Raw genomic sequence first — 21,195 nt, 5'->3', positions numbered from 1 at the left:
GGATGCTAGGCTCGTGGCCTGTGATAACGCAACAACAGGGCCATCACGGTCAAACGTGTTAGATTTGCGAGGAACAGCCAAAAGGCGAAAAGCTGTATCGACAGGTCGCTGCCGGTGGCGATGGAGAGGCAGGCCAAAACGACCAAACCGGACATATAGCAAAGGTTGATGACGACATAGCGGCCGGAAATTGCAAGATCAGCAAACTGTCCCTGCTGCAAGGCTGTGGGAAGGGTCGCGAGAGCAAGGAGCGGCAGTGCCGTCCAGAGTTCATCGTAACCCGGGTGTGGGTTCAGGTACACGAATGCAGCGCTGCAAACGGCAACGAGGGGTAGGCTCGCCAGCCATGCCAGCAGGGAGTTCTGGTTTATCTTCTTCATCAACGGTTTTCTGTCGTCGTCCGCGCCGAGCTTCGCGAGACCCCGGAAGGCACGCTGATACACGATGTTGATCAGAACGACGGAGAGCTGAAGGAAGGACCGTGCCACGCGGAAGACGGCGACGCCGGCAGAACCCACGAAACTGCTGAGAACCATGAGTTCAATGCTCGGGCCATTGTTCTTCACTACATTTGTCAGCTGCCCGAGCGCCAGGAATTTCGCGACGATCGGCCATCGCGGCATCGCGGCATCGCTCGCATGCTCATCGGTCCCGGGGGCTTTCAGGTGAAGGAGCGAGAGGACAGTGAGCGCGATCGGTCGGACTGCGCTACCGGCGAGCCAGCAGATGATGATGATGTCGGTCCGGTTCGGAATGAGGATCACGATGATCGTCGCGATGCCAAAGGCGATGCCACCGGCGAGGTCCGTCGTTGCAACGAGGAAGTCCCGGTTCTTTTGGCGCAACAAGGCTTGGGTCGAACCTTGCAGGATCGGTAACGACGCCACCACTCCGAGAGCAGCACAGGTCCAGCCGTTGATGCCTGCGGTCACGTTTTGAAGATATGACTGCATGACCACAAGGCCGGCACCCACCAAGACGGAGGAGAGAACCAGCAGGGTGAGTTCGATGGAGAAAGCCTGCCTGAAGGCCGCTGCCTGGGATTGCCCGTGCTGCCGAAGCAAGAAGAAGCTCAGGTCATAAGTCCGCAACGTCAGGGACGCAACGACAAGCGTTATCGCAGCCTGCAATTTGGCGATATCGCCAAATTCCGTCGGCACGACGATGAAGGCCGCAAGGACCCAGAACGCGCTTGAGGCGGCGAAACCTCCCAGTGCAAAGATGAACTCAAGACGTGCCATTGGCAGCCACATGGTCGACAAATCCGCGAGCCATGTACTCCTCGACTGCAGACAGCGATTCCCAGGTCAGTCCGCCGATATGGGGGGTCACCAGCAGTCTTGATCCAAGCGAACGCATGACCGCAGCCACATCTTCGCTGATCGGCTGTGGCTCGTTCCAGAGAACGTCGAGGGCGGCACCCGCGATGTGTCCGTCAATGAGCTTGTCGAACAGCGCTGCCTGGTCGATCAGTTCACCGCGGGCCGTATTGATCAGGACGGCGCCCGGTTTCATCGCTTCGATGCAAGATCTGCCGAAGAATCCTTCTGTATTGTCATCGAGATTGACATGCAAGGACACGATGTCTGCCTGTGCAAGGCCGTCCGGCAGGGAAACCGAGATGGCTGAAGGCGCTTTTCCCGCAACCACCTCGGCTGCAATCACTTTGGCGCCGAACGCCTCAAAAAGCCGATGGGCCTGTCGTCCCAAGCGACCATAGCCGACAATCAGCACAGTTTTGCCGAAAATCTCGCTGCCCTGATAGGGCTTCCGGTTCCATTCGCCGGCAAGCACACTGTTTGCTGCGTCACGAAGATTACGCAGCAGCCCGAGGGTGATTGCGAGCGTGAGTTCGCTGGTTGCATGGATGTTGTCCAGGAACTCCGTTTTCCCTTTAAGGCTAAGCACGGTCACCCCCGCGCTTTCCAGAAGGTCAATGTCCAGATGGTTCAGGCCCGTGGTGGGGCTGATGACATAGCGAAGCGATGGATGCTCTGCCAGAAACGCCTCTCCAATCCGCTCGCGCAGCCGTACGAAAACGGCTGCAATCGTCTCCTTTGGATAGGATAGGTCGGATCTGTAGATCCGCCCGAGGTCCTCCAGAAGCGCGATCGCCGACTGCGGAAAATCTTCCGGCTCGTTGATTAAAATGTCCATGTGTTTCGCGCCATGAATGCCTCGAGCACCAGCAAGTCCAACTCGTTGTCGATGTTGATCGCCGTAGAGTTGGGCATCACATAGGCCGTCATGTCATCCTTGATGATCGTCCCGTTGACCGCGTCAGCGCGTCCGAAGACATAAAGCGCACCGTTTCGCAGATAGACGGGCGGAAGGTCTTGCCGACGCAGGACTGCGATGTCCGGCAGAAGCGGTGACAGGCTCTGGTCGTCCTCGATCCGGTACATTCGAGCCGGGTGATTGTCGTCGCAACGACTGACGCTGCAAACGGCTTTCCCGTGTTTCTCGTAGAGCGCAAGCGCTGCCTCGATGTCAGCCCCCGTCCGCAAGGGAGCCGTCGGCTGGAGCAGCACGACGATGTCATAGTGCTTTCCCGTGATCTGCTCAGCCTGTTCCAGCGCCTGCTGCACGGCGAGCGTCACCGGGCTTGCGTCTTCGGAGATCCCTTCGGAGCGCTTCAGAGCCAGAATTCCATGACGCGTCGCCTCCGCCAGAGCAACGGCGTCGTCACTCGTCACGGCAATCGTCGTGAGATTTTCGGCAGCTTGGGCAGCCTTGATCGCATATTCGATGAGCGACAGTCCCGCCACTTTGCGAAGGTTCTTTCCGGGTACGCCTTTTGACCCTGCTCTCGCTGGAATGAGCGCCAGTACTTCAGTCATAGAATCTCTTTGCCTCCGGTCGGAGATCGCGCATCAGTGCGTCAGCGATACGAACACCTGCATGTCCGTGGCCATAGAGATCGGATGACGCGTAGGGACCATGAGCCACCTGATGGCGAATGGCGCCTTCGATGGCAGTCTTGTCCCATGGCACATCAATGACATTCGCTGCGCGATCACGGCCATGTTGCCTGTCGCCAATATTGACGACCGGCGTCCCGAGATAGGCGCATTCTCTCACGCCCACACTGGAGTTGCCGATCATGCAGCGGGCATTCTTCAGAAGCCGAAGGAAGCGATGCCCTTCCAGGTTTTTCTGATAGTTCACTTCCAGATCGCGATGCGTCTCACGGAAGACACGTATGCCCTTCGATACGCTGTCGGAGCCGGCATCCGGATTCGGCCAGAACATGATCGTCGGCATTTTGATCGAGGCAATGGCATCGAGTGTCGCCATTGTTCGGGCAAAACTGTTGCCGTAGCTCTCCGTCTCGGGGTGCAGCATAACGACGATGTAGTCCTCATGCAGGTCAAGACGAGCGCCAACACCCAGACTGTCGATGTCGGCCTGGACGTCTTCAAACGGCGTCTCAATCGCTTCTCGGGCGATGTCGATGGAAGGGCAGCCCGTGACGACCACCGTATCGGGGTGCTCGCCCATGCGGATCAGTCGGTTTCTTGCACTCTCGGTCGCCACGAGGTGAAAATCAGACAGTTTGGTGACGGAGTGTCGGACTTTCTCGTCGATGTTGCCTGTAACCTCGCCACCTTGCACATGAACGAGCGGGATGCCCAGATAGGCTGCTGCAGCCGCTGTTCCGAGAGTCTCATAGCGATCCGCAATGGTGACGACCACGTCGGGAGCGAGGTGCCTGAATGCGCTTGCTGACAGTTCTATCGTATTGGACAACGTGAGAGCCATGTTGATTGGCTCGTTGCCTTCAACGACCGTGTAGAGTTCGTCGGCGACCGTGAACCCGTCAGCCCTGATCAGATCCGCCACCCGGCCGAAACGACTGAGCAGGGCGGATCCGGAACAAAGCACCGTGAGATCGATCTCCGGCCGGGCCTTCAGCGCGGTCAGCGCGGAACGGATACGCGAATAACTGGGGCGCGCGGTGACCGCCACGCAAATCTTCTTACTCAACGTCTTCCACCTTGAAAATGTGGTCCGGTTCGACCGAAGAGCGGGTACGCTTGCCAATCAATTGATTGCGCTGTTCAAACGACATTCCACCGCCGGGTTTCTTGTAGCTGAGGTGATGCTCCTCGATCAACGTGCCTGCGGAGATTGCTTGGCTTGCGACGATACTGCGCCGGAAGATCGAACGCTCCTTCGCGAGCCTTTGCAATTGTTCGTCCTTGTCCACGTTGCCGACGCGCATTTGATAGGCGAAGTCCACCCCGTTTCGGAGTGCTTTCAGTCCCTCTGGTGTCAGAGACGACGATGTGTCCGGGCCGAACATTTTCTCGTGCCAAGCGAGATGAACCTCGATGATCGACGCGCCGAGATATGCCGCCACAGTGCCGGGATAGCTCGAGCCCGAATGATCGGACAGTCCAACGGGTACGTCGAGTTCGCTGAGGAAATGCGACATCACGTTCAATCCCACTTCCGAAGGAGGGGTGGGGTAGCTGGTGGTGCAATGCAGCACCGCGATCTCGTTGCCGCGACGCTTCAGCTCCAAAGCCAAGGTCAGTGTCTCGTCGACGGAACTCAGGCCGCTTGAAAGGATGATGGGTTTGTCGGTAGCGCTGACCCAGTCAACGAGTTCTTTGTTGTGGACCTCGCCGGATGCCAGCTTCCAGGCGGGCACGCCGAGCTCCTGTAACCACTGGCACGCCAGGATCGAAAACGGCGAACTCATGAAGACGATGCCGACATCGTCCGCATGTTTTTTCAGCAGCCTCCATTGCTCCAGCGAAAAGCCGGTTCTCTCCCAATAACCGTATCTCGTCACGTCCTGCTTGGAAAACGGCACACGCCATGGTTCCGTACGGGTGCTTTCCTCGCTCGCGATATGCGTCTGGAACTTGATCGCATCCGCACCGCAAGCTTTGGCCGCCTCAATGAATGCCATGGCATTGCCGAGGCTCCCATCGTGCCCCTGTGCAATTTCAGCGATGATAAAAGGCCGATGCTCAGGCCCGATATGCCGGTTTCCGATTTTCATGAGGACCTTTCCAAAACAGTCGAGGCGCCAGCGCTTAACAAATAGCCTAGCTAACGTCTACCTGCGTCCATGACGGACAGAAAATTGTAGTGGTCTGCGAGGAAGAGCGAGCCTTCCGTGCTGAGATGGTTGTCATCACGATAGAGCAGCTTGCCATCAGCCATGGCAAAGCAGCGATCTGGATCACATAGAGCGGACATGGGGTCGAATATATATCCGGATTCATTGCCTGCTGTTCCACCTGCTCGGCTTGGCGGGTTGGTCTTCATTTTCGGCGGCAGGAACTGGCAACGTCGTACAAGTACCCAAAGGTTTCGTCGGCGCACTTTTCCCATGAGTACGAGTTGGCGAGTTCCGCTGCGCGATCCCGCCGTGAAAGGGTCGCAGACCATTCGTCTAAGGCATGGCGAATACCCTCGGCGATCGATTGCGGATTCTTTGGATCGACGTACAGGCAACCGTCCAGCCCGACAGAAGGCATGGGCTCGCAGTTGGAACTGATCACAGGTATCTGCGCTGCCATGGCCTCGATCAAGGTATTGGGCAGGTTTTCACAGGACGACGCAAAAAGCAGCAAATCCGACTTGCGATAGAGAGCGACGAGCTCGCCCGTATTCAGCGCGCCTACATAGTGCAAAAAGTTGCCGCCCGGATCCAATGCGAGGCGACGTTCTTCGACACGAGACGCATATTCCGGATTTGCCGGGCCGCACATCGACAGCCTTATATGGGGGTAGCGCGCCCGGACGGCTGCAACCGCTTCCATTGCCTCGAGTTGGTGTTTGTAGGGTTCGAGCCTGCTGGGGTACACGATGTGTATCGGCTGGTCCGGCGATGGCGATCGCCCGTCCATCTGCTCGCCGGGGACAAAGACTTTCCTGTTTACCCCGTGCGGGATAATGCGGCTCCGGCCACAGGACAGCTTTGCAATCTCGGAAACTGCATCTTTCGCAATTCGGGTCAGAAAGATCATCGCGTCCGTTCGGCGAAACGTCTGCGAGTTGGCCCAACGCAGGATCCTCAGGCGAATGAGATCACGCAGCCGTCGGTAGCCGCTCCATTGTTCAGTTTGAAACGGCATCATATTGCGGCTTATCGAACCGAACGGGCGAAATCTTCCGAAATACAAGCCGCCAGGGGAATAGAGCATGTCACAGTCATTCCGGCGCAATTCACCGTCCAGTTGGAACAGCAGAAATCGCATTCGGTGCGCAAAACCCTTCGATAATTGCGGCAAAACGACCTTTTCGATGAAAGGATTGTCGCCGGCCATTTTTTCCAAAGTGTCTGCAGCACCGAAGAGCACCAGCCGCGAGAAGCCGTGCCGCTGCGGGTCGAAAGCTGCACACAGGTTGGTCATGTAATTCACCCCGCCACCATCACGAATGTTGTGGAGGTCAATTCCGAGTTTCATTCGCTGTCATCCGCTTTCCAAAATTCATGCTCGGCACTTCAACAACGCGCCAGCTCGCCATGGCATAGGCAATTGCAGCCGCCGGCACGAGTAGCAGTAGCAGATACTCTTCCCCTCCGCTCCAGCCCCGCCAGTTGATGAGGAGTTGAATGATGGGGAAGTGGCACAGGTAAATGCCATAGGAAAGGTCAGGACGTTTGCCGGGCATGATTTGCGGGAGATGGATCACCCAATAGATCAGCGTACTCAAGACGACGACCTGGGTCGCCATGCGGAACTCCCCAAGGCCGGCACAGGCAAGTGCCGTCGCGACAACTATCGCAGCTGCGAGGGGCGTGCGCTGATCGGCTCGCGAGACCCAGTAAAAAAGTGCGCCCAAACCAAAATAGGCGAACTGACCAGGGAGCTGATGGCCGAGGGACGGATGCAGGTGGAAGCCGGCGTCCGCCGCGAATTTCAGACCCGACGGCCACAGAATGCCGATCGCGATCAACACGATTGCAACGGAAAGGAATGACGCGCGGCTGCCAATCATACACAGCAATGGTACAAGGGCGTAAAACCCCACTTCGACCTTGATGGTCCACAGCGCTCCGTTGATTTCGGGGTAGGGATTGCCAGAAAATACGCCGTCGATGGTGGGTTGCAGAAAATTCAGCAGAGAAAGGTTGGCCACGAGATAACGGAAGATACCCGCGAGCTCCACATGGCGACCATAGCTGAGCGCTTGCCCCACGCCCAGCGCGCAGAATATCAAGACTGCTGCGACATATGCAGGCATGATCCTGAGAAAGCGGCGAAGATAGAAGTCCCCGACCTTCCTGCCGGAACTCTCGAAGCTGTTGATGGTCAGAAACCCGCTGATGATGAAGAAGGCCTGCACGGCGGTGTCCGAGGAAAAGATGACGCGCAAGACGTAGAGATCATCAATGCCGGCCAGCTGGACCGTGTGGGAAATCACCACGAAGAAGGCGAAAGCCAGGCGCAGTTCCGCGAGATTATTGAATTGCTTTTGCAGAGGACCGTTCCTTCTTTGCCAGCCAGCGCGGGGAGCCTGAGAGGCGCGTCTGTGCCACGGACAGGAAATGCAGAACCAACGAGAGGAAAATCTGCACCAGCGTCAGAGGCTCGAAAAACATGTCCGTGAATACCGACATCACGCAGGCATTGAATGCTATGGCCCCAAGAAGGATGCCCAGAAGCGAGCGCCTTTGGGCGAGACGGAACGCGACCTGAGCCAACATGCCGGCAAGTGCGGAAAACAGAACAATGCCGGACAGGCCGAAATCATGCCAATAAAAGATCAGGGCAGTCCCGTTGTTGATGCCACCCAGGTGGCGGGAAGGATTGAGGGTTGCGCGGTCGACGAAGGGCCAAAGGAAGGTCCGCAGCGCAATGCGTCCGTACGTCGGAGCATCGGATGAAACCACGCCGTGAATGGTAGCCGCAAAGTTTCGAATTGCGGGAGCCCCCACATAGATGAACACCTGCTCCATTGTCCGGCTTTCGGTTACAAAGAAGGATCCACCTGGCGGCAGCGATGGGAACGGGCCTGGATATCCGGGGACCATGCCGGTAGGAGATCGGACAATGATCCCGGCGAGCGGTCCCTTGCATATTGTGCCTGCACTATTGGGATCCAAGACGCCAACGCCGCGGACGACGTTGGTCGCGTACATCGCGAGAACCAACACGATGCCTATGGCTGCGAAGCTGAGTGCGCGCTGAACGCTGGAGAGGAACATCTGCCGCGATTCTTTCTGGAAGATGATCGCGACGAACATGAGGCAGAGAATGAGAAAGAGGACGCGAGATTTTTGCAGCGTAAGCAAGTATAAGAAGATCGGAAATACGGCCGGAAATATAAGCCATGTCTTTCCGGTCTGGAACATGCGTGCTGCAATGGCAATGGCCGACAAGTCCATTAGTGCGACAAGCAGGCTGACATGGCGAATATGCAATTGTTGTTGAGCCGCCGCGACATCGGTCGGGGTGCCGCAAAATGCCGAAAGCAAGCCGGAATTCCAGTACGCGTACAGGAATGTCGAGAGGCCAATCGCATATGCTGCGGGAATCACAAAATCCCCTTTGGTCGCGAAAGGTTTCAGATTTTGCAGCGTCTTCGGCAGATCGACCTTGTTGACGGTGTATGCACCAACCGCCACGCAGAACAGCGCCAGAGACAGCAATGCCAGCGTATAGTTGGTTGGCGGGTCGCTTAAGTACGCGTAGATGCTGAGCGCGGCAGTGACCGGGGTCATCGTCAGTGCAAGAGCGGGCAGCCAAGCGATCAACATGACGAGCGCCGGGTTTAGAAAGCCGGAAGATGTCGGTCGCATGAGTGCGACACTTGCGCCGAGCAGGATGATTATTGAAAAAATCGACATCATTTCGTTTTTTCTCTCATAATCTCACAGAGATGACTTCTGTATACTTCATATGAGATGTTGTTTTCCGCGTAGTTCTGGCCTTTTGCCGAGAACTGGTCACGCAACTCCTCCGACGTGATCGCCTGCGAGAGTACACTTTCCCATTTGTCCGATGATGCCACAGGAAAGCCGGCGCCGCATTCGCCCATCACATCAGCGGCAATTCCCCATTCGCTGGCGGCAAAGGGGATCCCGGCCGCCAGATACAGGAACAGCTTTCCGGCGCCGCGTCTTGCTCCGTCGTCTGTGTGCTCCAGAGCGAAGAGCCCGAGGTCGATGGTCGGCAGGAAATCGAACTCGCCAGCCTGGCTCCATTGGAACGTCTTGATCTTCAGTCTTTGAAAATCGTAGGGGACATCGTTGCACCCCATCAGGGCGAGTTCGATGTCATGGTGAGCCGCCAGACGATCAAGCGCCGGAAAGATGGGTTTCAGGAAATGGAGCGTCGAAGGGCTGCCGGTCCAGCCGATCCGCAGAGGGTGGCGCTGTTCGTTGGTCTTGCGCCCGGCCTTCAATCGGGTCGCGTCTACGGGGCCGTAGAAACAGGACCGCGATGTGTCCTGCAGGACGGGATCTGAGAGATATCGGCGGTTTTCGACCATCACATGGTCGGAGCGGCGAACCATGATATGGAACCCCAGTTTTCTCAGGTACCCTTTGAGCCCTCGACCGTGCCGATCAACCGGATCGGAAAAATCGAAAATCATCAGCTTGCGCTTGAAGATGGCCCTGATCAGCAAGAGCGGGGCGATTGCCAGTGTCTCCTGGACGACTATGACGTCGGCGCGCAGGACATTGGAGATCCAGGACGGATAGCGTTTCAAAATCCTGAGCAGAAGACGGCCGCCGCCCATGTTCTGTGGCACCACGTAATCCGTCGCGACCTCGCCCTGAGTGGCAAACCAGTCCCTGTGGTCCCAGATCCGCAACCGGGAACTGGCACGCTTCTCGTCCCCCACGGCCAGCAGAAAGAAGCGCTTCGGCTTGTGGTTGGCGGGTTGCTCGTTCATCGTGATCTACCCTGCCACCGCGTGAAGTGTCGTTGTGGTTGTAAGTTGTGCTTCTATGGCCTCTAGCGTGTTCTGTTCGGGAGTCCAATCCAACTGCTTGGCAATTCTTGAACTGTCCACTTCCAATGAAGACAGGAGGCCCTCAGCCATGGTCGACCGGCCTGCGACCCGAAGTGCTGTTGCAAGGATGCCGGGCGGGAAGGGGAGGAGACGAGGATCCGTCCCAAGTCCCTTTGCGATTGCTCGCACGACATCCGGCGTCGAAACGGATTGCCTGTCTGCAACGACGAATGTCTCGTTTGCCGCTTCCGGCTTCGAGGCGCAGGCGATGATCGCGTCTGCAAGGCTTTCGACAGAGACCATGCTGCGCCGGTTGTCGATCGAGCGCAGGGGCAGCGGATAGCCGGACGACACGAGATTGACCAGCCTGGCGAAATTTCCTTTTGCGTTCCGTCCGTAAACGAGTGGAGGACGGATAATGACAAGTTCCAGTTCGAGCTCTTGGCATAGCCTCTGAAGGGCCACTTCGGCTTCGTGTTTGGATACCGCATAGGGTGTGACCGGTGCCGCCCGAGACTGATCCGACAATTGTTGCCCGGAGATTGTCGTCTGGCCCAGAACGCCGATCGAGCTCATGAAGACGAAGCGTTTTGCGCCAGCAAGTGCCGCTTGTCGGGCAAGGTTCAATGAGCCCGCGACATTGACGCTGCGGAATTCTTCAAGGTCGGGCCGGCGGGAAAGCTGGTGCGCGATGCCCGCCAAATGAACCACAGTCGATACGCCGGCCACAGCTGTGGACCAGTCGGTGGCAGCGTTGATGTCGCCCACGGCAACCACGCCCGGTGCAGTGGATCGGGAGGCGAGCCTGAATGGCAGGCTCTGTCTGGCGAGCCTGCTTGTCAGATGTGCCCCGATGAAACCATTTGCGCCGGTGATCAGCAACATTCGTCAGCTCTCTTGCGGCGGTTGCGCTGATGGGGCCGAAAGATCACGGTCTTCTTGAGCGATGTCTGGTGAGCCAGCCTCTCCCCCTTCCGTGACCTGTTCGCCGTCGTCGGCGATGAGGTCGAACAGGACAGTCCTCGCGCTGCGATCATCCTCCCGCTCCATGGCGTCCTTCAAGGCTGCAAGAGCACCCGTCAGGTCGGTCTGACCTATCGCTGAGCCGTCGGCGCGCATGATCTTCGGATGAACAGTGGGTTTCGCATGCGCACGGTTGTAGAACAGTTCTTCGAACGGTTTTTCCCCCGGTCTCTTGCCGATCACGTCAATGGCAATTCCGGAATTGGGGTTGTCGGCATTCCTGACTTTGAATCCCGCAAGGCGAATCATGTTCTCGGCCAGATTTCCGATCCGCACGGGCTCGCCCATGTCGAGCAGAAACACGTCCCCACCTTCTGAGAGTGCGCCAGCCTGGACGATCAACTCCGCCGCCTCGGGAATGGACATGAAATAGCGCGTCATGTCCGGGTCTGTCACCGTGACCGGCCCTCCTTTGGCGATCTGTTCCTTGAAGAGGGGGACTACGGAACCATTGGAGCCGATGACATTTCCGAAACGAACGGCGCAAAAGGTCTGTCGGCGTGATTGCGTACGCGCCGTGAGTGCCAGTTGCCGAACGATCAGTTCGGCCCAACGCTTTGTCGCGCCCATCACATTGGTCGGGCGTACGGCCTTGTCGGACGAAATGAGCACGAAGCTGGAGACGTTTTCATCGGCGGCCGTCTGGGCAAGGATCATCGTGCCGAATACGTTGTTCCGAATGCCTTCCAGGACGTTGGCCTCGACCAAGGGGACATGCTTGTGGGCTGCGGCGTGATACAGCACCTCGATCCGATGGGTGCGGATTGTCCTTCGAACGAGCCCCTGGTCGGTGACAGAGCCCAGGATCGGGACGATCTGAGGACCGCCCCCGACCGTCAACTCCTGTTCGATGCGGTAGAGCGCATATTCACTCGACTCGAAGAGGACAAGTTTCGCCGGCTTCCAAGTCGCGATCAGGCGACACAGCTCCGAGCCGATCGACCCACCGGCACCGGTGACCATCACCGTCTTGCCGGTCAGCGCACTGGCCAACAGGTTCTTGTCCGGCGGAACGAAGGAGCGGCCGAGCAGCTCGTCTATCTCGATCTCTTTGATTTGATTTACGATATACCTGCCGTCGACGAGGTCGGACATGTCGGGGACGCTGCGCACCTTGATGCCGAGTTCGGTTACGCGTGCAATGACCGCCTGGCGCTCCTCAGGGGCAATGGAGGACATGGACAGGACGATTTCACGGATGCCATACCGTTCGACGAGGCGTGGCAGGTCACGGGGCGGGAAAACGCGGTAGCCGGCCACATCGCGACCATGGTTTGTCGGGTCGTCATCTATGAGGCCCATGACAAAGCGATTGCCGTGACCGCGCAATGCGCGGGCCAATTGTGCCGCCTTTGCCCCAGCCCCGTAAATGAAGATGGGCTCCTCGTCGCGCCGCATGCCGGTTCCCGCACTGAGGATCCATTTTGCCGCGAAGCGGGTGGTGCCGATCAGAAGGGTGCCGAGAACGAAATAGAGAAAGGGAACAGACCTTGGCACGATTCCCTGTCCTGCCATCTCCATCAGAAAGATGATGATGACCCAATTCATCGTGGCAATCAGCATTGCCTGGAGAATTGTCCAGATGGCAGCTTCCGGCAGGTAGCGGATCACCGATCTGTAGAGGCCCAGTCTAACGAAGACCGGAATGGCGACCAGAGCCGCACAACCGGCAAGAATCACCCGTTCAATCGTGATTTCCGGCGACCAGTTTGACAGGCGCAGGGCGTAGGACGCCCAAATGGCCACAAACAGCGACAGGCAATCAAGCAGGATCATCAAAACCCGCTTCCATCGCCTCGGCGTTTGGATAATACGCTCCCGCACGCCTCGCAGGATGGGGTGATGAACGAGGTCGTTCTGTGTCATATGCTCTCGCTCATGCTGCTTTGCCGGCTGATTTTCTCAATGGGATACACCCTTGGCACGGATCACTCTTGCGGCTGTCAGTGCCAGGATACGGAGGTCGAAAAAGAAACTCCGGCGTTGCAGATACTCTGTGTCATACGCAACCTTCAAGGGAATTTCCAACTCGTCTCGTCCGTTGATCTGGGCCCACCCGGTCAGACCCGGTGTCAGCACGTGAACGCCCGCCCGGGTGCGCGCCTCGATAAGGTCTTCCTGATTGAACAATGCGGGGCGTGGCCCCACAAGGCTCATTTCTCCCTTCAGAATACACCAGAGCTGCGGGAGTTCATCAAGGCTGCTCCTCCTCAGGAAAGCTCCGATTGGCGTCAGGTGTCTGGACGGGTCGTTCAACAGATGCGTCGCGACCACCGGCGTGTCTATCCGCATAGTGCGGAATTTGGGCATCCAGAAGATCAGATTGTCTTTTCCCACACGTTTGGACCAGTAAAGCGCAGGCCCGTGCGAGGTTACCCTCACGGCCACGGCAACGATCATCATCGGGATGGCAAAAACCAGTGCCGCGCAAATCGCCACAAGAACATCGAAGAGGCGCTTCAGAACCATATTGCGAAACATCTCCAACATATTCGCTGCTGCTCCATAGTCCAGTTCGCACGCTGCCGCTAGCCTTGCGAACGCTTGGCCCACAAGGATGGCAAGGGGTGGGGCGCTGAAGGCGGAATATCGGCTGGAACTCCGGCCACAGAGATGGGACCTGACCATTCCCCACCCCGCCCGCATCGACGGCATCGCCACCGTCACCGTCTCCGTCGGTTATGCCGGCACCGGAGAAAACCGGCTGCGCGACGCCCGCGACCTGGTCATCCGGGCGGATCTGGCGCTGTATGAGGCCAAGAGCGCGGGGCGGAACAGGTCGAAGGCAGGGTAAGGGGGGCTCGATCCTTCGAGGCCCCTGCGAGGCAGGGCACCTCAGGATGAGGGTACAATCCGCTCGCGCCTTTCCTCCATACTGTTCGCGGCGTATGCTGAATTGCATTGGACGGCATTGCAACTTCCATATTACGCATTGGAGCAGGTTGGTATGCGAGTACAAAAAGCCGCCAATTTCTGTATTTATTGCGGCGCTGGCGCAGCGCGGCTAACGAACGAACACGTATTTCCCTATGCATTCGGAGGTGAATTAGTCCTGCCAAGGTCGTCATGCGCCGAATGTGCCAAGAAGACCTCTCAACTGGAGTTGTTTATTCTGAGACGTGTGTTCGGAAAGACAAGGACTAAACTTCAGATGCGCAGCAGAAGGCCGGATAAAAGACCGCATAGATACCCGATTACATTGATGATGGCCGATGGCTCGCAAAGGGATCAATATGTCTCAGGCGACGAATACCCTTTTCACTGCACACTTCCAACGTACCCTCCTGCGCGCGCGCTTCGCGGTAAGCTCCCGAGTGAAAGTGAAGAGATTAGGATTGGGGTTTGGTCAATCTGTGACGAGGAAGAGGTTCAAAGACTGAGGTTAAAGTATGGTGCAGCAGATATTAGCTTGCACATGATGGATTTAAATAGCTCAGTTTTGTGTAGGTTTCTCGCCAAGATGGCCCATGGCTACGCATTCGCGACTGAGACGCAGGATTATGTTCCGTTGACTCGGGAGTTCATCCTAGGGGGTGAGCTAGACCCAAACTTCCTTGTGGGGTGTGAGGATGCCATCAAGTTTGAGCCGCACTCGGACGCGGGGCTGTTTCTCAGAACTTGGACAAGCCGCACTTTTTATCCGGGATTTGTGGTCGCCTTTATCCAGTTCTTTCCATCGACGGATGCTCCTGTGTACCATGTTCTCGTCGGCATGATGCCGCACGTCGTCACGAGACCTCAAAGTGCCAAATAGGAAAATAATCCTTGACACCGTGACGGTCATTCGCTAGGGTTATGCCATGATCGGAAAGCTGTGGCCGGAGGGGTTGCGGCGGTTCGATTGAGGGTTTCGATGGGTCCGCTATGCGGGCCCTTTTTTCGTTTTGGAGGTGCGCATGGTCGAGGATGCGGGGATTGAGGCGCTGCCCGATGTCATCGAGGTGAAGGCGGCCGGTGGGGGATCGGATCTGGAGCGGCTGCTTGGCGAATTCACCACCGAGATGCGGGCGCAGTTCGAGATGTTCCGGCGGCTGAGGGAAGCGGCCGAGAGCCTGCTTGACGGCGCCGACGAGGGGCTGGCGAAGCTGGCGCGGGCGGATGCGAAGGCGGCGACCGATGCGATTGCGCTGATCGTGCGCACGCTGGAAAAGATCGACGCGCTTTTGCGCCAGCTGGAGCGCGATCGCCTGGAGGCCGAGGAGCGGGCGCTGGACGCGCGCGATCCGGAGCTGTTGCGGGCCGAGGTCGAGGCGCTGATTGCAGCACGGGTCGAGCAGGCGGTGGCCGCACGGCTGGACCAGGCGGTGGCGGCGCACGTGGCCGCGGTGTCGGGGCTGGCCGAGGGGCAGAGGCCGCCGTGAGAACTCGCGTGGCGATACCAGCTATTTTGCGAGGGGCGGGCCGTACGGCTTCGCCGAACACCAAAAGATTTCACCGTTAATATTGAGGTCCAGTATGCTAACTGGCGATCCTTTTACCGTGGTCCTGAAAACCAATCCCCCGGCGCCTTGGATAGGTGGCAAGCGGCTGCTCTCAGGTCAGATCATCGCGCTAATTGAGGGATGTCCACACCGGACATACATAGAGCCGTTCTTTGGTATGGGAGGAGTATTTTTTCGCCGAACGCGCGTTCCGAAAGCGGAGGTCATCAATGACCGATCTGACGAAGTGTTCAACTTTTTTCGAATACTACAACGTCACTATCCGCAACTGATGGATATGATGAAATATCAGCTGGCAAGCCGAAAAGAGTTCGATCGCCTGCATGCTTCTGATCCGCGAGTGTTAACCGAACTCGAACGTGCTGCGCGGTTCATCTACCTTCAGAGGTTGAGTTTCGCCGGAAAAGTGCGAGGCCAGAGTTTCGGGGTCTGCAAAAATGCTTCCAGCCGTTTCAATGTGGCGAATGTCGGTGCTGTTCTCGAGGCCGTTCACGAACGCTTAGCTGGAGTAGTCATCGAAAACCTCGATTGGCTTGACCTCGTTCAGAGGTATGACAGCCCAACGGCTCTTTTCTATTTCGATCCCCCGTATTACGGCCATGAAGGCGCCTATGGAAGGGGAATGTTTGATTCCGAGCAGTATGAAAGGCTGGCCGATCAACTCGCGAGGCTGAAAGGCCGGTTCGTTCTTTCGATCAATGATGATCCCCTGATGCGAGCCGTTTTCAAAGATTTTCGGATCAATGAGCTGGACGTTGAGTACACAGCCTCAAGGTCTCGGAGAATACGTCGCAAGGAGCTTGTGATCCAATCTCTGCAGTAGCATAAGGAAAAATTCCTAAGATTAGTCCCGATCTACCCTGCCAAATCAATCAATATTCCTATGCCTATGTTACCAAACGGATGCTTTGAAGAGACCGCCGATGACGCGGACTCTCCTGGTCAAATAGAGTGTAATCGGCAGGCGAGGGGGGTAAGCGGGCGGCTCTGTTCGCAGGTGATACGCGGAGGGGGAGCTCTTGAGACGGTCGGCCTCGGTGCACCTTTACCCCCCTCAGCTCTCGCGGGCGCTCCCCGCACGGAGGGAATCCGGTGGAGCGGCCAGACTTCGCTCGTCCTGATTTGCCGGATGTCTGCAGGCTTTCAGGCCGCCGTGTCCAAGCTTGTGAGCAGCGCATCCAGCTGCAGGAACTGTTCAGGCATCGAGCCTTCCATGCCGATGCAGGCCTCGTCGAGGGCTTCCTTCGAGGGATAGGCTTCGTGCAGGACGAGGCGGGTGCCGGCGGGATCGGGGGTGAAGGTGACCGTGGTGATGGTGGTTTCGCCGCTTTCGTCATTGGTCCAGACGAGGCGGGCATTCGGTTCGACCTCGACATAATCGCCAAAAAAGGTCATCGCCTCGGCGGGATCATGGCCGAAGGTGACGCTGTAACGGCCGCCGACGCGCAGATCCATCTGAACGTCGAGGATCGGCACGCCCATGGATTGCGGCGCCCACCAGAGCTTGAAGAGGTCTGGCGTGGTCCAGGCCCTGAAGACGCTAGCGACGGGGGCGGCAAAGACGCGGGTGACCACGAGGTCGGTCTCGGACATGCGCTCGACCGAAGTCGGGCCGACGGTTTCAAGCTTGCTCATCGGGTCTCTCCTGTTGCAGCAATGTTTCGAGCACGGTGTCGAGCGCATCGAAACGGTCGTTCCAGACCTTGCGGCGCGCGGCAATCCAGGCAGCGACCTCACCCAGGCCCTCGGTCTCGATCCGGCAGACCCGGACCCGGCCCTGCTTCTGAGATGTCACCAGCCCCGCCTCTTCGAGCAGGGCCACGTGTTTTTTCATGCCCGTCAGGCTCATCTCGAACCGGTCGGCAAGCCGCGTGATCGAGGCCTCGGAGCGACCGAGCTCTTCGAGCACGCCGCGACGGGTGGCATCGGCAAGGGCCGCGAAGGCGGCATCGATCTGGGCGGCGGATTGCTGAACCATTTGGTTCAGTGTTTAGCATGAAGATGGGGTGGTGGCAAGCGAGGGGCTCTCCGTTGCGGGCGGTGCGCGGACGGAAGCGATGCCCTCGACGGGGAAAGCTGTGGCTGGGCGGGATCAGTGCCGTTGGCTGCAGGCAAACAGATGCTGTGTGGAGACTGCCGATGACGCCGAAATCTCTGGGGCGGCTGGCGCGCGACCGGGCGGCGAAGAGGCTGACTTCGGCTTTTGCCATGGCTGGCGATTTGCAGGCTGGGTTGGTCGGGATTTCCGAAACACTGCAAACGACGGTGGCGCATGGCACGGCCCTTCAAGAACAGGCCTCGCCCGAGACGCGGGCGCAGGCCGGGTTTTCGATTGGGACCGAACGGGATGGGCGTGACGGGCGAAGGGATCGGCCGGTATCTGCAGGGCGGAGCGACGTTTTCGATCTTACCGGGCTGACCGCTGCCGACCTCGCCTGTCTCGCCCGCGACTGGCGGCTTCTGGCGCGACCCGAACAACTGCCGCCGGAGGGCGACTGGCGCCACTGGCTGATTTTGGGCGGGCGCGGATCGGGCAAGACGCGGGCAGGGGCCGAATGGGTGCAGGCCGAGGTTCAGGCGGCCGGCCGGCGGACGGATCTGCGCATTGCGCTGGTGGCAGAGACCTTGGGCGACGCACGCGAGGTGATGATCGACGGGGCCTCGGGGCTGGCGAGAATCGCGCGGCGGATGCGGCCGGTGGTGGAGATATCAAGGCGCAGGCTGGTCTGGCCGAACGGGGCGATCGCGCAGATCTTTTCTTCGGAAGACCCGGAAAGCCTGCGCGGGCCGCAGTTTCATCTCGCCTGGTGCGACGAACTCGCCAAATGGAAACATGCCGACGAGACCTTCGACATGCTGCAGTTTGCGCTGCGGCTGGGGGAGAAGCCGCGTCAGGTGGTGACGACGACGCCAAGGCCGGTGCCGCTTTTGAAGAGGCTGATGGCGGATGAGGCGACGCGGCTGACACGCATCGCGACGGCGGCCAATGCCGCGCATCTGGCGCCCGGATTTTTGCAGGCCCTGGCGGCGCGGTATGGCGGGACAAGGCTGGGGCGCCAGGAGCTGGATGGCGAGCTGATCGAGGACAGGCCGGATGCGCTGTGGAAGCGGGGACGCCTCGACGAGATCGTGGTGAAACTCGCAGAACCCTTGCGCCGGATCGTGGTCGCGGTCGATCCGCCGGCCGGCGGGGCGCAGGCCTGTTGCGGCATCGTCGTTGCCGGGCTGAAGGACAATGGCCAGGCGGTGGTGCTGTCGGATTGCTCGGTGGAGGGGACAGGCCCGGCGACCTGGGCGCGGGCGGTGGTCTCGGCTTACAGGCGCTTCGAGGCGGATCGGGTGGTGGCCGAGGTCAACCAGGGCGGAGACATGGTGAAAAGCGTGCTGGAAAGCGTTGAGGCGCGGCTGCCGGTGACGACGGTGCGCGCCACACGCGGCAAGTTTCTGCGCGCCGAGCCGGTGGCGGCGCTCTACGAGCAGGGGCGGGTGCTGCATGCCGGCAGGTTTTCAGCCCTCGAGGATCAGATGTGTGATTTTGGCGTCGACGGTCTGTCGAACGGGCGCTCGCCGGACCGGCTCGACGCGCTGGTCTGGGCGCTGACGGCGCTGATGCTGGAGGGCGGGGCTGAGCCGCGGATACGCGGGGTGTGAGAATACCCTAAATTTCACATGGTTGATAAAAGGTAAATTCATGCAATCCTGGGTTCTCGTCAATTTTTCTGGGGGCAGGGGAATGCGGAAGTTGATTGTGCTCGCGCTGTGCGCGGGCGTGAGTGGCTGTGTGAGCAGCCCGAAAGGGAATGTAACGCCGATTTCGATGGATCAGCTCATTGAAAAGGTGCGTTGCGAACTGAAAGAAAGCAGCAGGACCTCAAAATATCTTACGAATGGTGGTTCGGTCGCCGCAACACTCACTCTTCAGACCACTAACGTGGGTGCGTTCGGTTCGACTTTGACCCCGGCAGATGCACTGTCGAAGCCGGGCGAAACGTTCAGTTTTGCGCTGCCGTTTGGTTTTGAACGATCGACAAAGAGATCGTATACCCAGTTATTCACTATAGATCTTGCCACGGCGCTCACAGAAGGCTGCGTCTCCCATAGTAATTCGCCTGTTATCGGAGATATCGGTGTTGATGCCCTCGTGAAAGAATATGCCACCACCTACGAGTATCTGCAGCAACGAAGGAAAAACGGTGGCGGTCGCGGAATCCAAGTTGCAACCATTACTGATGATAAGCAGGCTTTGTTCTCCGGGACTACCGAATTCACCGCGAAACTCTCAGCTGGCCCCGCTGGCCCAACCTGGGTTTTAAGTCACCTCACCGCAGCTCTCAATCTGACCGGATCGTCAGAAGCTTTCGGGCAGCTGCAACTGGCTTTTGTCGACGTAACGTTTGAAAAACCAAAAAGACAGGAAATTAACCTGAGGCAAAGGAAGAAAGCAGATCAGATTCAGACACCTTCCGTTTCACAGGAATCCATCATCAACAGAGCGCCTGCTGGATTCAATTTGCTTCTGTACAACAACAACTTATTGAACAATGATCAAAGATGAATATTCGTTGAGCAAAATCTAGCGTCGCCGGGATCCGTTGCGCCATATACCACGCCGCCGCTGCGTATAGTTTGGCGCACGGCAAGGCGTGGCTTCGAAGGCTGAGGATTTGACTTACGGTGAGCAGCGTTAAATGAAAAAAAACCGGCGCCTTTCGGCGCCGGTTTGCTGATGGGACGGTGGATCTGGGCTTACTTCTGCGCCGGCTGGCTGGCCGGCTGGCGGACCTGGCGCCATTCGTTTTCGAGGCGCTGCAGGACATGGGCCGGGATCGTGGCCGGGGCGGCGGTTTTGGGCGAAGTGGTCGTCGTCTGCATGTCTTCCCTCCTCATGCTGGAAGTATCGGCTTCCAGAACGTCTGCATGAGCGGAAAGTTCCACAGTGTTAAAGCTTTGTAAATGTGAACGGAACGGGCTCTAAACGATTGAATTTTCTTCAATCGTTTTAAAGAACAAGAATTTTTCCCGATCCTGCGGCAACGGGTGGCGCACGCGCTGCACGGTCGCCTCTCGGGCTGCTCTCTTCGGCCTCTGCGGCCCCCGGATCGAGGTGATCCGGCGCGGTCCGTCGCCCTTCCCATTCTCCTGAATATGAGGTTTCCCATGCGGATTGATCGCGCGATCGTCTTCGCAGGCCTGCGCCATGCCGTCTTCGGCGGGCGGATGGCCCAGGCGCAGGTGGACGGCATCGAGGCCGTGCTGACGCGGTTTTCTGCGCGTGGCTGGGCCGATCCGCGCTGGCTCGCCTATATGCTGGCGACGGCCCATCACGAGACGGCGGGCACCATGCAGCCGGTGCGCGAGACGCTGGCGACGAGCAATGACGAGGCCGTGGCGCGGCTGGAGCGGGCTTTTCGGGCGGGGAAACTGCCGACGGTGAAGACACCCTATTGGCGGCCGGATGCCGACGGCCGCAGCTATTATGGCCGGGGCCTGGTGCAGATCACCCACCGCGACAACTATGCGCGGATGAGCCGGGTGGTGGGGCTCGATCTGGTGGCGGAACCGGATCTGGCGTTGCGGCTCGACGTGGCCGCGACCATCCTCTTGGTCGGCATGACCGAAGGGCTGTTTTCCGGCGTAAGGCTTGCCGACTGTTTTTCCGGCATGAAGGCCGACTGGACCGCTGCGCGAAAGATCGTCAACGGGACGGATCGGGCAAAGCCGATTGCCGCAAAGGCGCGGATTTTCGATGCGGCGATCCGGGCGGGCCTGGTGGTTTGAGCGGCATCGGATCAAGGGCGGTGCG

The 21,195-nt window shown here is 58.5% G+C and carries 22 protein-coding genes; 6 read left to right on the top strand and 16 right to left on the bottom strand.

Annotated elements, in window-relative coordinates; genetic code table 11:
- Window positions 1-5: 5 nt before the first annotated feature.
- From DFO46_RS11640 to DFO46_RS11585, 13 genes are all read right to left on the bottom strand, one after another.
- Window positions 6-1,241 carry a hypothetical protein gene (locus DFO46_RS11640; RefSeq protein ID WP_147412757.1) on the bottom strand — a complete coding sequence of 412 codons (1,236 nt, stop codon included), beginning with the start codon at window positions 1,239-1,241 and terminating at the stop codon, window positions 6-8.
- Complete coding sequence (locus DFO46_RS11635; RefSeq protein WP_120277391.1) at window positions 1,228-2,157, bottom strand: D-isomer specific 2-hydroxyacid dehydrogenase family protein; 930 nt, start codon at window positions 2,155-2,157, stop codon at window positions 1,228-1,230. Before DFO46_RS11635 ends, DFO46_RS11640 begins: the two co-directional genes overlap by 14 nt.
- Window positions 2,145-2,840, bottom strand: coding sequence for an acylneuraminate cytidylyltransferase family protein (locus DFO46_RS11630; protein ID WP_120277390.1), 696 nt, complete (start codon window positions 2,838-2,840; stop codon window positions 2,145-2,147). Before DFO46_RS11630 ends, DFO46_RS11635 begins: the two co-directional genes overlap by 13 nt.
- Window positions 2,833-3,987, bottom strand: coding sequence for a UDP-N-acetylglucosamine 2-epimerase (gene neuC, locus DFO46_RS11625; RefSeq protein ID WP_120277389.1), 1,155 nt, complete (start codon window positions 3,985-3,987; stop codon window positions 2,833-2,835). The genes DFO46_RS11630 and neuC overlap by 8 nt, the downstream gene beginning before the upstream one ends.
- Entirely contained in the window at window positions 3,980-5,014 is a 1,035-nt protein-coding gene (locus DFO46_RS11620; RefSeq protein WP_120277388.1) for an N-acetylneuraminate synthase family protein, read from the bottom strand. Before DFO46_RS11620 ends, neuC begins: the two co-directional genes overlap by 8 nt.
- Before the next feature lie 50 nt (window positions 5,015-5,064).
- The gene (locus tag DFO46_RS24270; protein WP_281039946.1) at window positions 5,065-5,283 is read right to left on the bottom strand and encodes an SGNH hydrolase domain-containing protein; all 219 of its coding nucleotides are present in this window, start codon (window positions 5,281-5,283) and stop codon (window positions 5,065-5,067) included.
- On the bottom strand, window positions 5,280-6,428 hold the full coding sequence (locus tag DFO46_RS11615) for a glycosyltransferase (RefSeq protein ID WP_120277387.1): 1,149 nt from the start codon (window positions 6,426-6,428) through the stop codon (window positions 5,280-5,282). The genes DFO46_RS24270 and DFO46_RS11615 overlap by 4 nt, the downstream gene beginning before the upstream one ends.
- Window positions 6,412-7,410, bottom strand: a complete 999-nt coding sequence (locus DFO46_RS11610; RefSeq protein WP_281039958.1) for an acyltransferase — start codon at window positions 7,408-7,410, stop codon at window positions 6,412-6,414. The genes DFO46_RS11615 and DFO46_RS11610 overlap by 17 nt, the downstream gene beginning before the upstream one ends.
- A 16-nt stretch (window positions 7,411-7,426) precedes the next feature.
- Window positions 7,427-8,818 carry a hypothetical protein gene (locus DFO46_RS11605; protein ID WP_120277385.1) on the bottom strand — a complete coding sequence of 464 codons (1,392 nt, stop codon included), beginning with the start codon at window positions 8,816-8,818 and terminating at the stop codon, window positions 7,427-7,429.
- On the bottom strand, window positions 8,815-9,867 hold the full coding sequence (locus DFO46_RS11600; RefSeq protein ID WP_120277384.1) for a hypothetical protein: 1,053 nt from the start codon (window positions 9,865-9,867) through the stop codon (window positions 8,815-8,817). The genes DFO46_RS11605 and DFO46_RS11600 overlap by 4 nt, the downstream gene beginning before the upstream one ends.
- A 6-nt stretch (window positions 9,868-9,873) precedes the next feature.
- Complete coding sequence (locus DFO46_RS11595; RefSeq protein ID WP_120277383.1) at window positions 9,874-10,812, bottom strand: NAD-dependent epimerase/dehydratase family protein; 939 nt, start codon at window positions 10,810-10,812, stop codon at window positions 9,874-9,876.
- A gap of 3 nt (window positions 10,813-10,815) precedes the next feature.
- On the bottom strand, window positions 10,816-12,726 hold the full coding sequence (locus DFO46_RS11590) for a nucleoside-diphosphate sugar epimerase/dehydratase (RefSeq protein ID WP_245422552.1): 1,911 nt from the start codon (window positions 12,724-12,726) through the stop codon (window positions 10,816-10,818).
- A 126-nt stretch (window positions 12,727-12,852) separates the two neighbouring features.
- The gene (locus DFO46_RS11585) at window positions 12,853-13,419 is read right to left on the bottom strand and encodes a sugar transferase (protein WP_210210637.1); all 567 of its coding nucleotides are present in this window, start codon (window positions 13,417-13,419) and stop codon (window positions 12,853-12,855) included.
- 88 nt (window positions 13,420-13,507) lie between these two features.
- On the opposite strand from DFO46_RS11585, the gene DFO46_RS11580 reads away from it, so the two are divergent.
- From DFO46_RS11580 to DFO46_RS11565, 3 genes are all read left to right on the top strand, one after another.
- Window positions 13,508-13,744, top strand: coding sequence for a diguanylate cyclase (locus DFO46_RS11580; protein WP_120277381.1), 237 nt, complete (start codon window positions 13,508-13,510; stop codon window positions 13,742-13,744).
- Window positions 13,745-14,846: 1,102 nt separating this feature from the next.
- Complete coding sequence (locus tag DFO46_RS11570) at window positions 14,847-15,311, top strand: hypothetical protein (protein ID WP_120277379.1); 465 nt, start codon at window positions 14,847-14,849, stop codon at window positions 15,309-15,311.
- Between the two features lie 94 nt (window positions 15,312-15,405).
- Window positions 15,406-16,215, top strand: a complete 810-nt coding sequence (locus tag DFO46_RS11565) for a DNA adenine methylase (RefSeq protein ID WP_120277378.1) — start codon at window positions 15,406-15,408, stop codon at window positions 16,213-16,215.
- Between the two features lie 320 nt (window positions 16,216-16,535).
- Here the strand turns inward: DFO46_RS11565 and DFO46_RS11560 are convergent, their stop codons facing one another.
- Together DFO46_RS11560 and DFO46_RS11555 are read right to left on the bottom strand one after the other, a co-directional pair.
- Entirely contained in the window at window positions 16,536-17,027 is a 492-nt protein-coding gene (locus DFO46_RS11560) for an SRPBCC domain-containing protein (protein WP_120277377.1), read from the bottom strand.
- Window positions 17,014-17,370 carry a metalloregulator ArsR/SmtB family transcription factor gene (locus DFO46_RS11555; protein WP_120277376.1) on the bottom strand — a complete coding sequence of 119 codons (357 nt, stop codon included), beginning with the start codon at window positions 17,368-17,370 and terminating at the stop codon, window positions 17,014-17,016. Before DFO46_RS11555 ends, DFO46_RS11560 begins: the two co-directional genes overlap by 14 nt.
- Before the next feature lie 161 nt (window positions 17,371-17,531).
- Between DFO46_RS11555 and DFO46_RS11550 the strand changes: the two genes are divergently transcribed.
- Window positions 17,532-19,043 carry a terminase family protein gene (locus DFO46_RS11550; protein WP_245422551.1) on the top strand — a complete coding sequence of 504 codons (1,512 nt, stop codon included), beginning with the start codon at window positions 17,532-17,534 and terminating at the stop codon, window positions 19,041-19,043.
- Window positions 19,044-19,125: 82 nt separating this feature from the next.
- Complete coding sequence (locus tag DFO46_RS11545; RefSeq protein WP_147412756.1) at window positions 19,126-19,947, top strand: hypothetical protein; 822 nt, start codon at window positions 19,126-19,128, stop codon at window positions 19,945-19,947.
- Between the two features lie 191 nt (window positions 19,948-20,138).
- Here DFO46_RS11545 and DFO46_RS24265 read toward each other — a convergent pair whose 3' ends face one another.
- Window positions 20,139-20,264 (bottom strand): hypothetical protein, encoded by a 126-nt coding sequence (locus DFO46_RS24265; protein WP_281039945.1) that lies wholly within the window; start codon window positions 20,262-20,264, stop codon window positions 20,139-20,141.
- 285 nt (window positions 20,265-20,549) lie between these two features.
- Here DFO46_RS24265 and DFO46_RS11540 point away from each other — a divergent pair, with 285 nt between their 5' ends.
- A complete protein-coding gene (locus tag DFO46_RS11540; RefSeq protein ID WP_120277374.1) occupies window positions 20,550-21,170 on the top strand; it encodes a glycoside hydrolase family 19 protein in 621 nt (206 codons plus the stop codon).
- Window positions 21,171-21,195 lie beyond the last annotated feature (25 nt).

Origin of the sequence: Rhizobium sp. AG855, assembly GCF_003610655.1 — a bacterium.
In the GTDB taxonomy this organism is placed as follows: Bacteria; Pseudomonadota; Alphaproteobacteria; order Rhizobiales; family Rhizobiaceae; genus Allorhizobium; species Allorhizobium wuzhouense.
The sequence above is the reverse complement of the archived record's forward strand: the minus strand, read 5'-3'. Positions and strand labels throughout refer to the sequence as shown.

Coding starts and splice junctions, on each gene's coding strand:
- DFO46_RS11590 (WP_245422552.1), bottom strand. CDS start 12,726: ATGATCCTGCTTGATTGCCTGTCGCTGTTTGTGGCCATTTGGGCGTCC.
- DFO46_RS11615 (WP_120277387.1), bottom strand. CDS start 6,428: ATGAAACTCGGAATTGACCTCCACAACATTCGTGATGGTGGCGGGGTG.
- DFO46_RS11540 (WP_120277374.1), top strand. CDS start 20,550: ATGCGGATTGATCGCGCGATCGTCTTCGCAGGCCTGCGCCATGCCGTC.
- DFO46_RS11595 (WP_120277383.1), bottom strand. CDS start 10,812: ATGTTGCTGATCACCGGCGCAAATGGTTTCATCGGGGCACATCTGACA.
- DFO46_RS11640 (WP_147412757.1), bottom strand. CDS start 1,241: ATGGCACGTCTTGAGTTCATCTTTGCACTGGGAGGTTTCGCCGCCTCA.
- DFO46_RS11550 (WP_245422551.1), top strand. CDS start 17,532: ATGACGCCGAAATCTCTGGGGCGGCTGGCGCGCGACCGGGCGGCGAAG.
- DFO46_RS11620 (WP_120277388.1), bottom strand. CDS start 5,014: ATGAAAATCGGAAACCGGCATATCGGGCCTGAGCATCGGCCTTTTATC.
- DFO46_RS11555 (WP_120277376.1), bottom strand. CDS start 17,370: ATGGTTCAGCAATCCGCCGCCCAGATCGATGCCGCCTTCGCGGCCCTT.
- DFO46_RS11635 (WP_120277391.1), bottom strand. CDS start 2,157: ATGGACATTTTAATCAACGAGCCGGAAGATTTTCCGCAGTCGGCGATC.
- DFO46_RS11630 (WP_120277390.1), bottom strand. CDS start 2,840: ATGACTGAAGTACTGGCGCTCATTCCAGCGAGAGCAGGGTCAAAAGGC.
- DFO46_RS11585 (WP_210210637.1), bottom strand. CDS start 13,419: ATGGTTCTGAAGCGCCTCTTCGATGTTCTTGTGGCGATTTGCGCGGCA.
- DFO46_RS11605 (WP_120277385.1), bottom strand. CDS start 8,818: ATGATGTCGATTTTTTCAATAATCATCCTGCTCGGCGCAAGTGTCGCA.
- DFO46_RS11545 (WP_147412756.1), top strand. CDS start 19,126: ATGCGGAAGTTGATTGTGCTCGCGCTGTGCGCGGGCGTGAGTGGCTGT.
- DFO46_RS11565 (WP_120277378.1), top strand. CDS start 15,406: ATGCTAACTGGCGATCCTTTTACCGTGGTCCTGAAAACCAATCCCCCG.
- DFO46_RS11580 (WP_120277381.1), top strand. CDS start 13,508: ATGGCAAGGGGTGGGGCGCTGAAGGCGGAATATCGGCTGGAACTCCGG.
- DFO46_RS11570 (WP_120277379.1), top strand. CDS start 14,847: ATGGTCGAGGATGCGGGGATTGAGGCGCTGCCCGATGTCATCGAGGTG.
- DFO46_RS24265 (WP_281039945.1), bottom strand. CDS start 20,264: ATGCAGACGACGACCACTTCGCCCAAAACCGCCGCCCCGGCCACGATC.
- DFO46_RS11600 (WP_120277384.1), bottom strand. CDS start 9,867: ATGAACGAGCAACCCGCCAACCACAAGCCGAAGCGCTTCTTTCTGCTG.
- DFO46_RS24270 (WP_281039946.1), bottom strand. CDS start 5,283: ATGAAGACCAACCCGCCAAGCCGAGCAGGTGGAACAGCAGGCAATGAA.
- DFO46_RS11560 (WP_120277377.1), bottom strand. CDS start 17,027: ATGAGCAAGCTTGAAACCGTCGGCCCGACTTCGGTCGAGCGCATGTCC.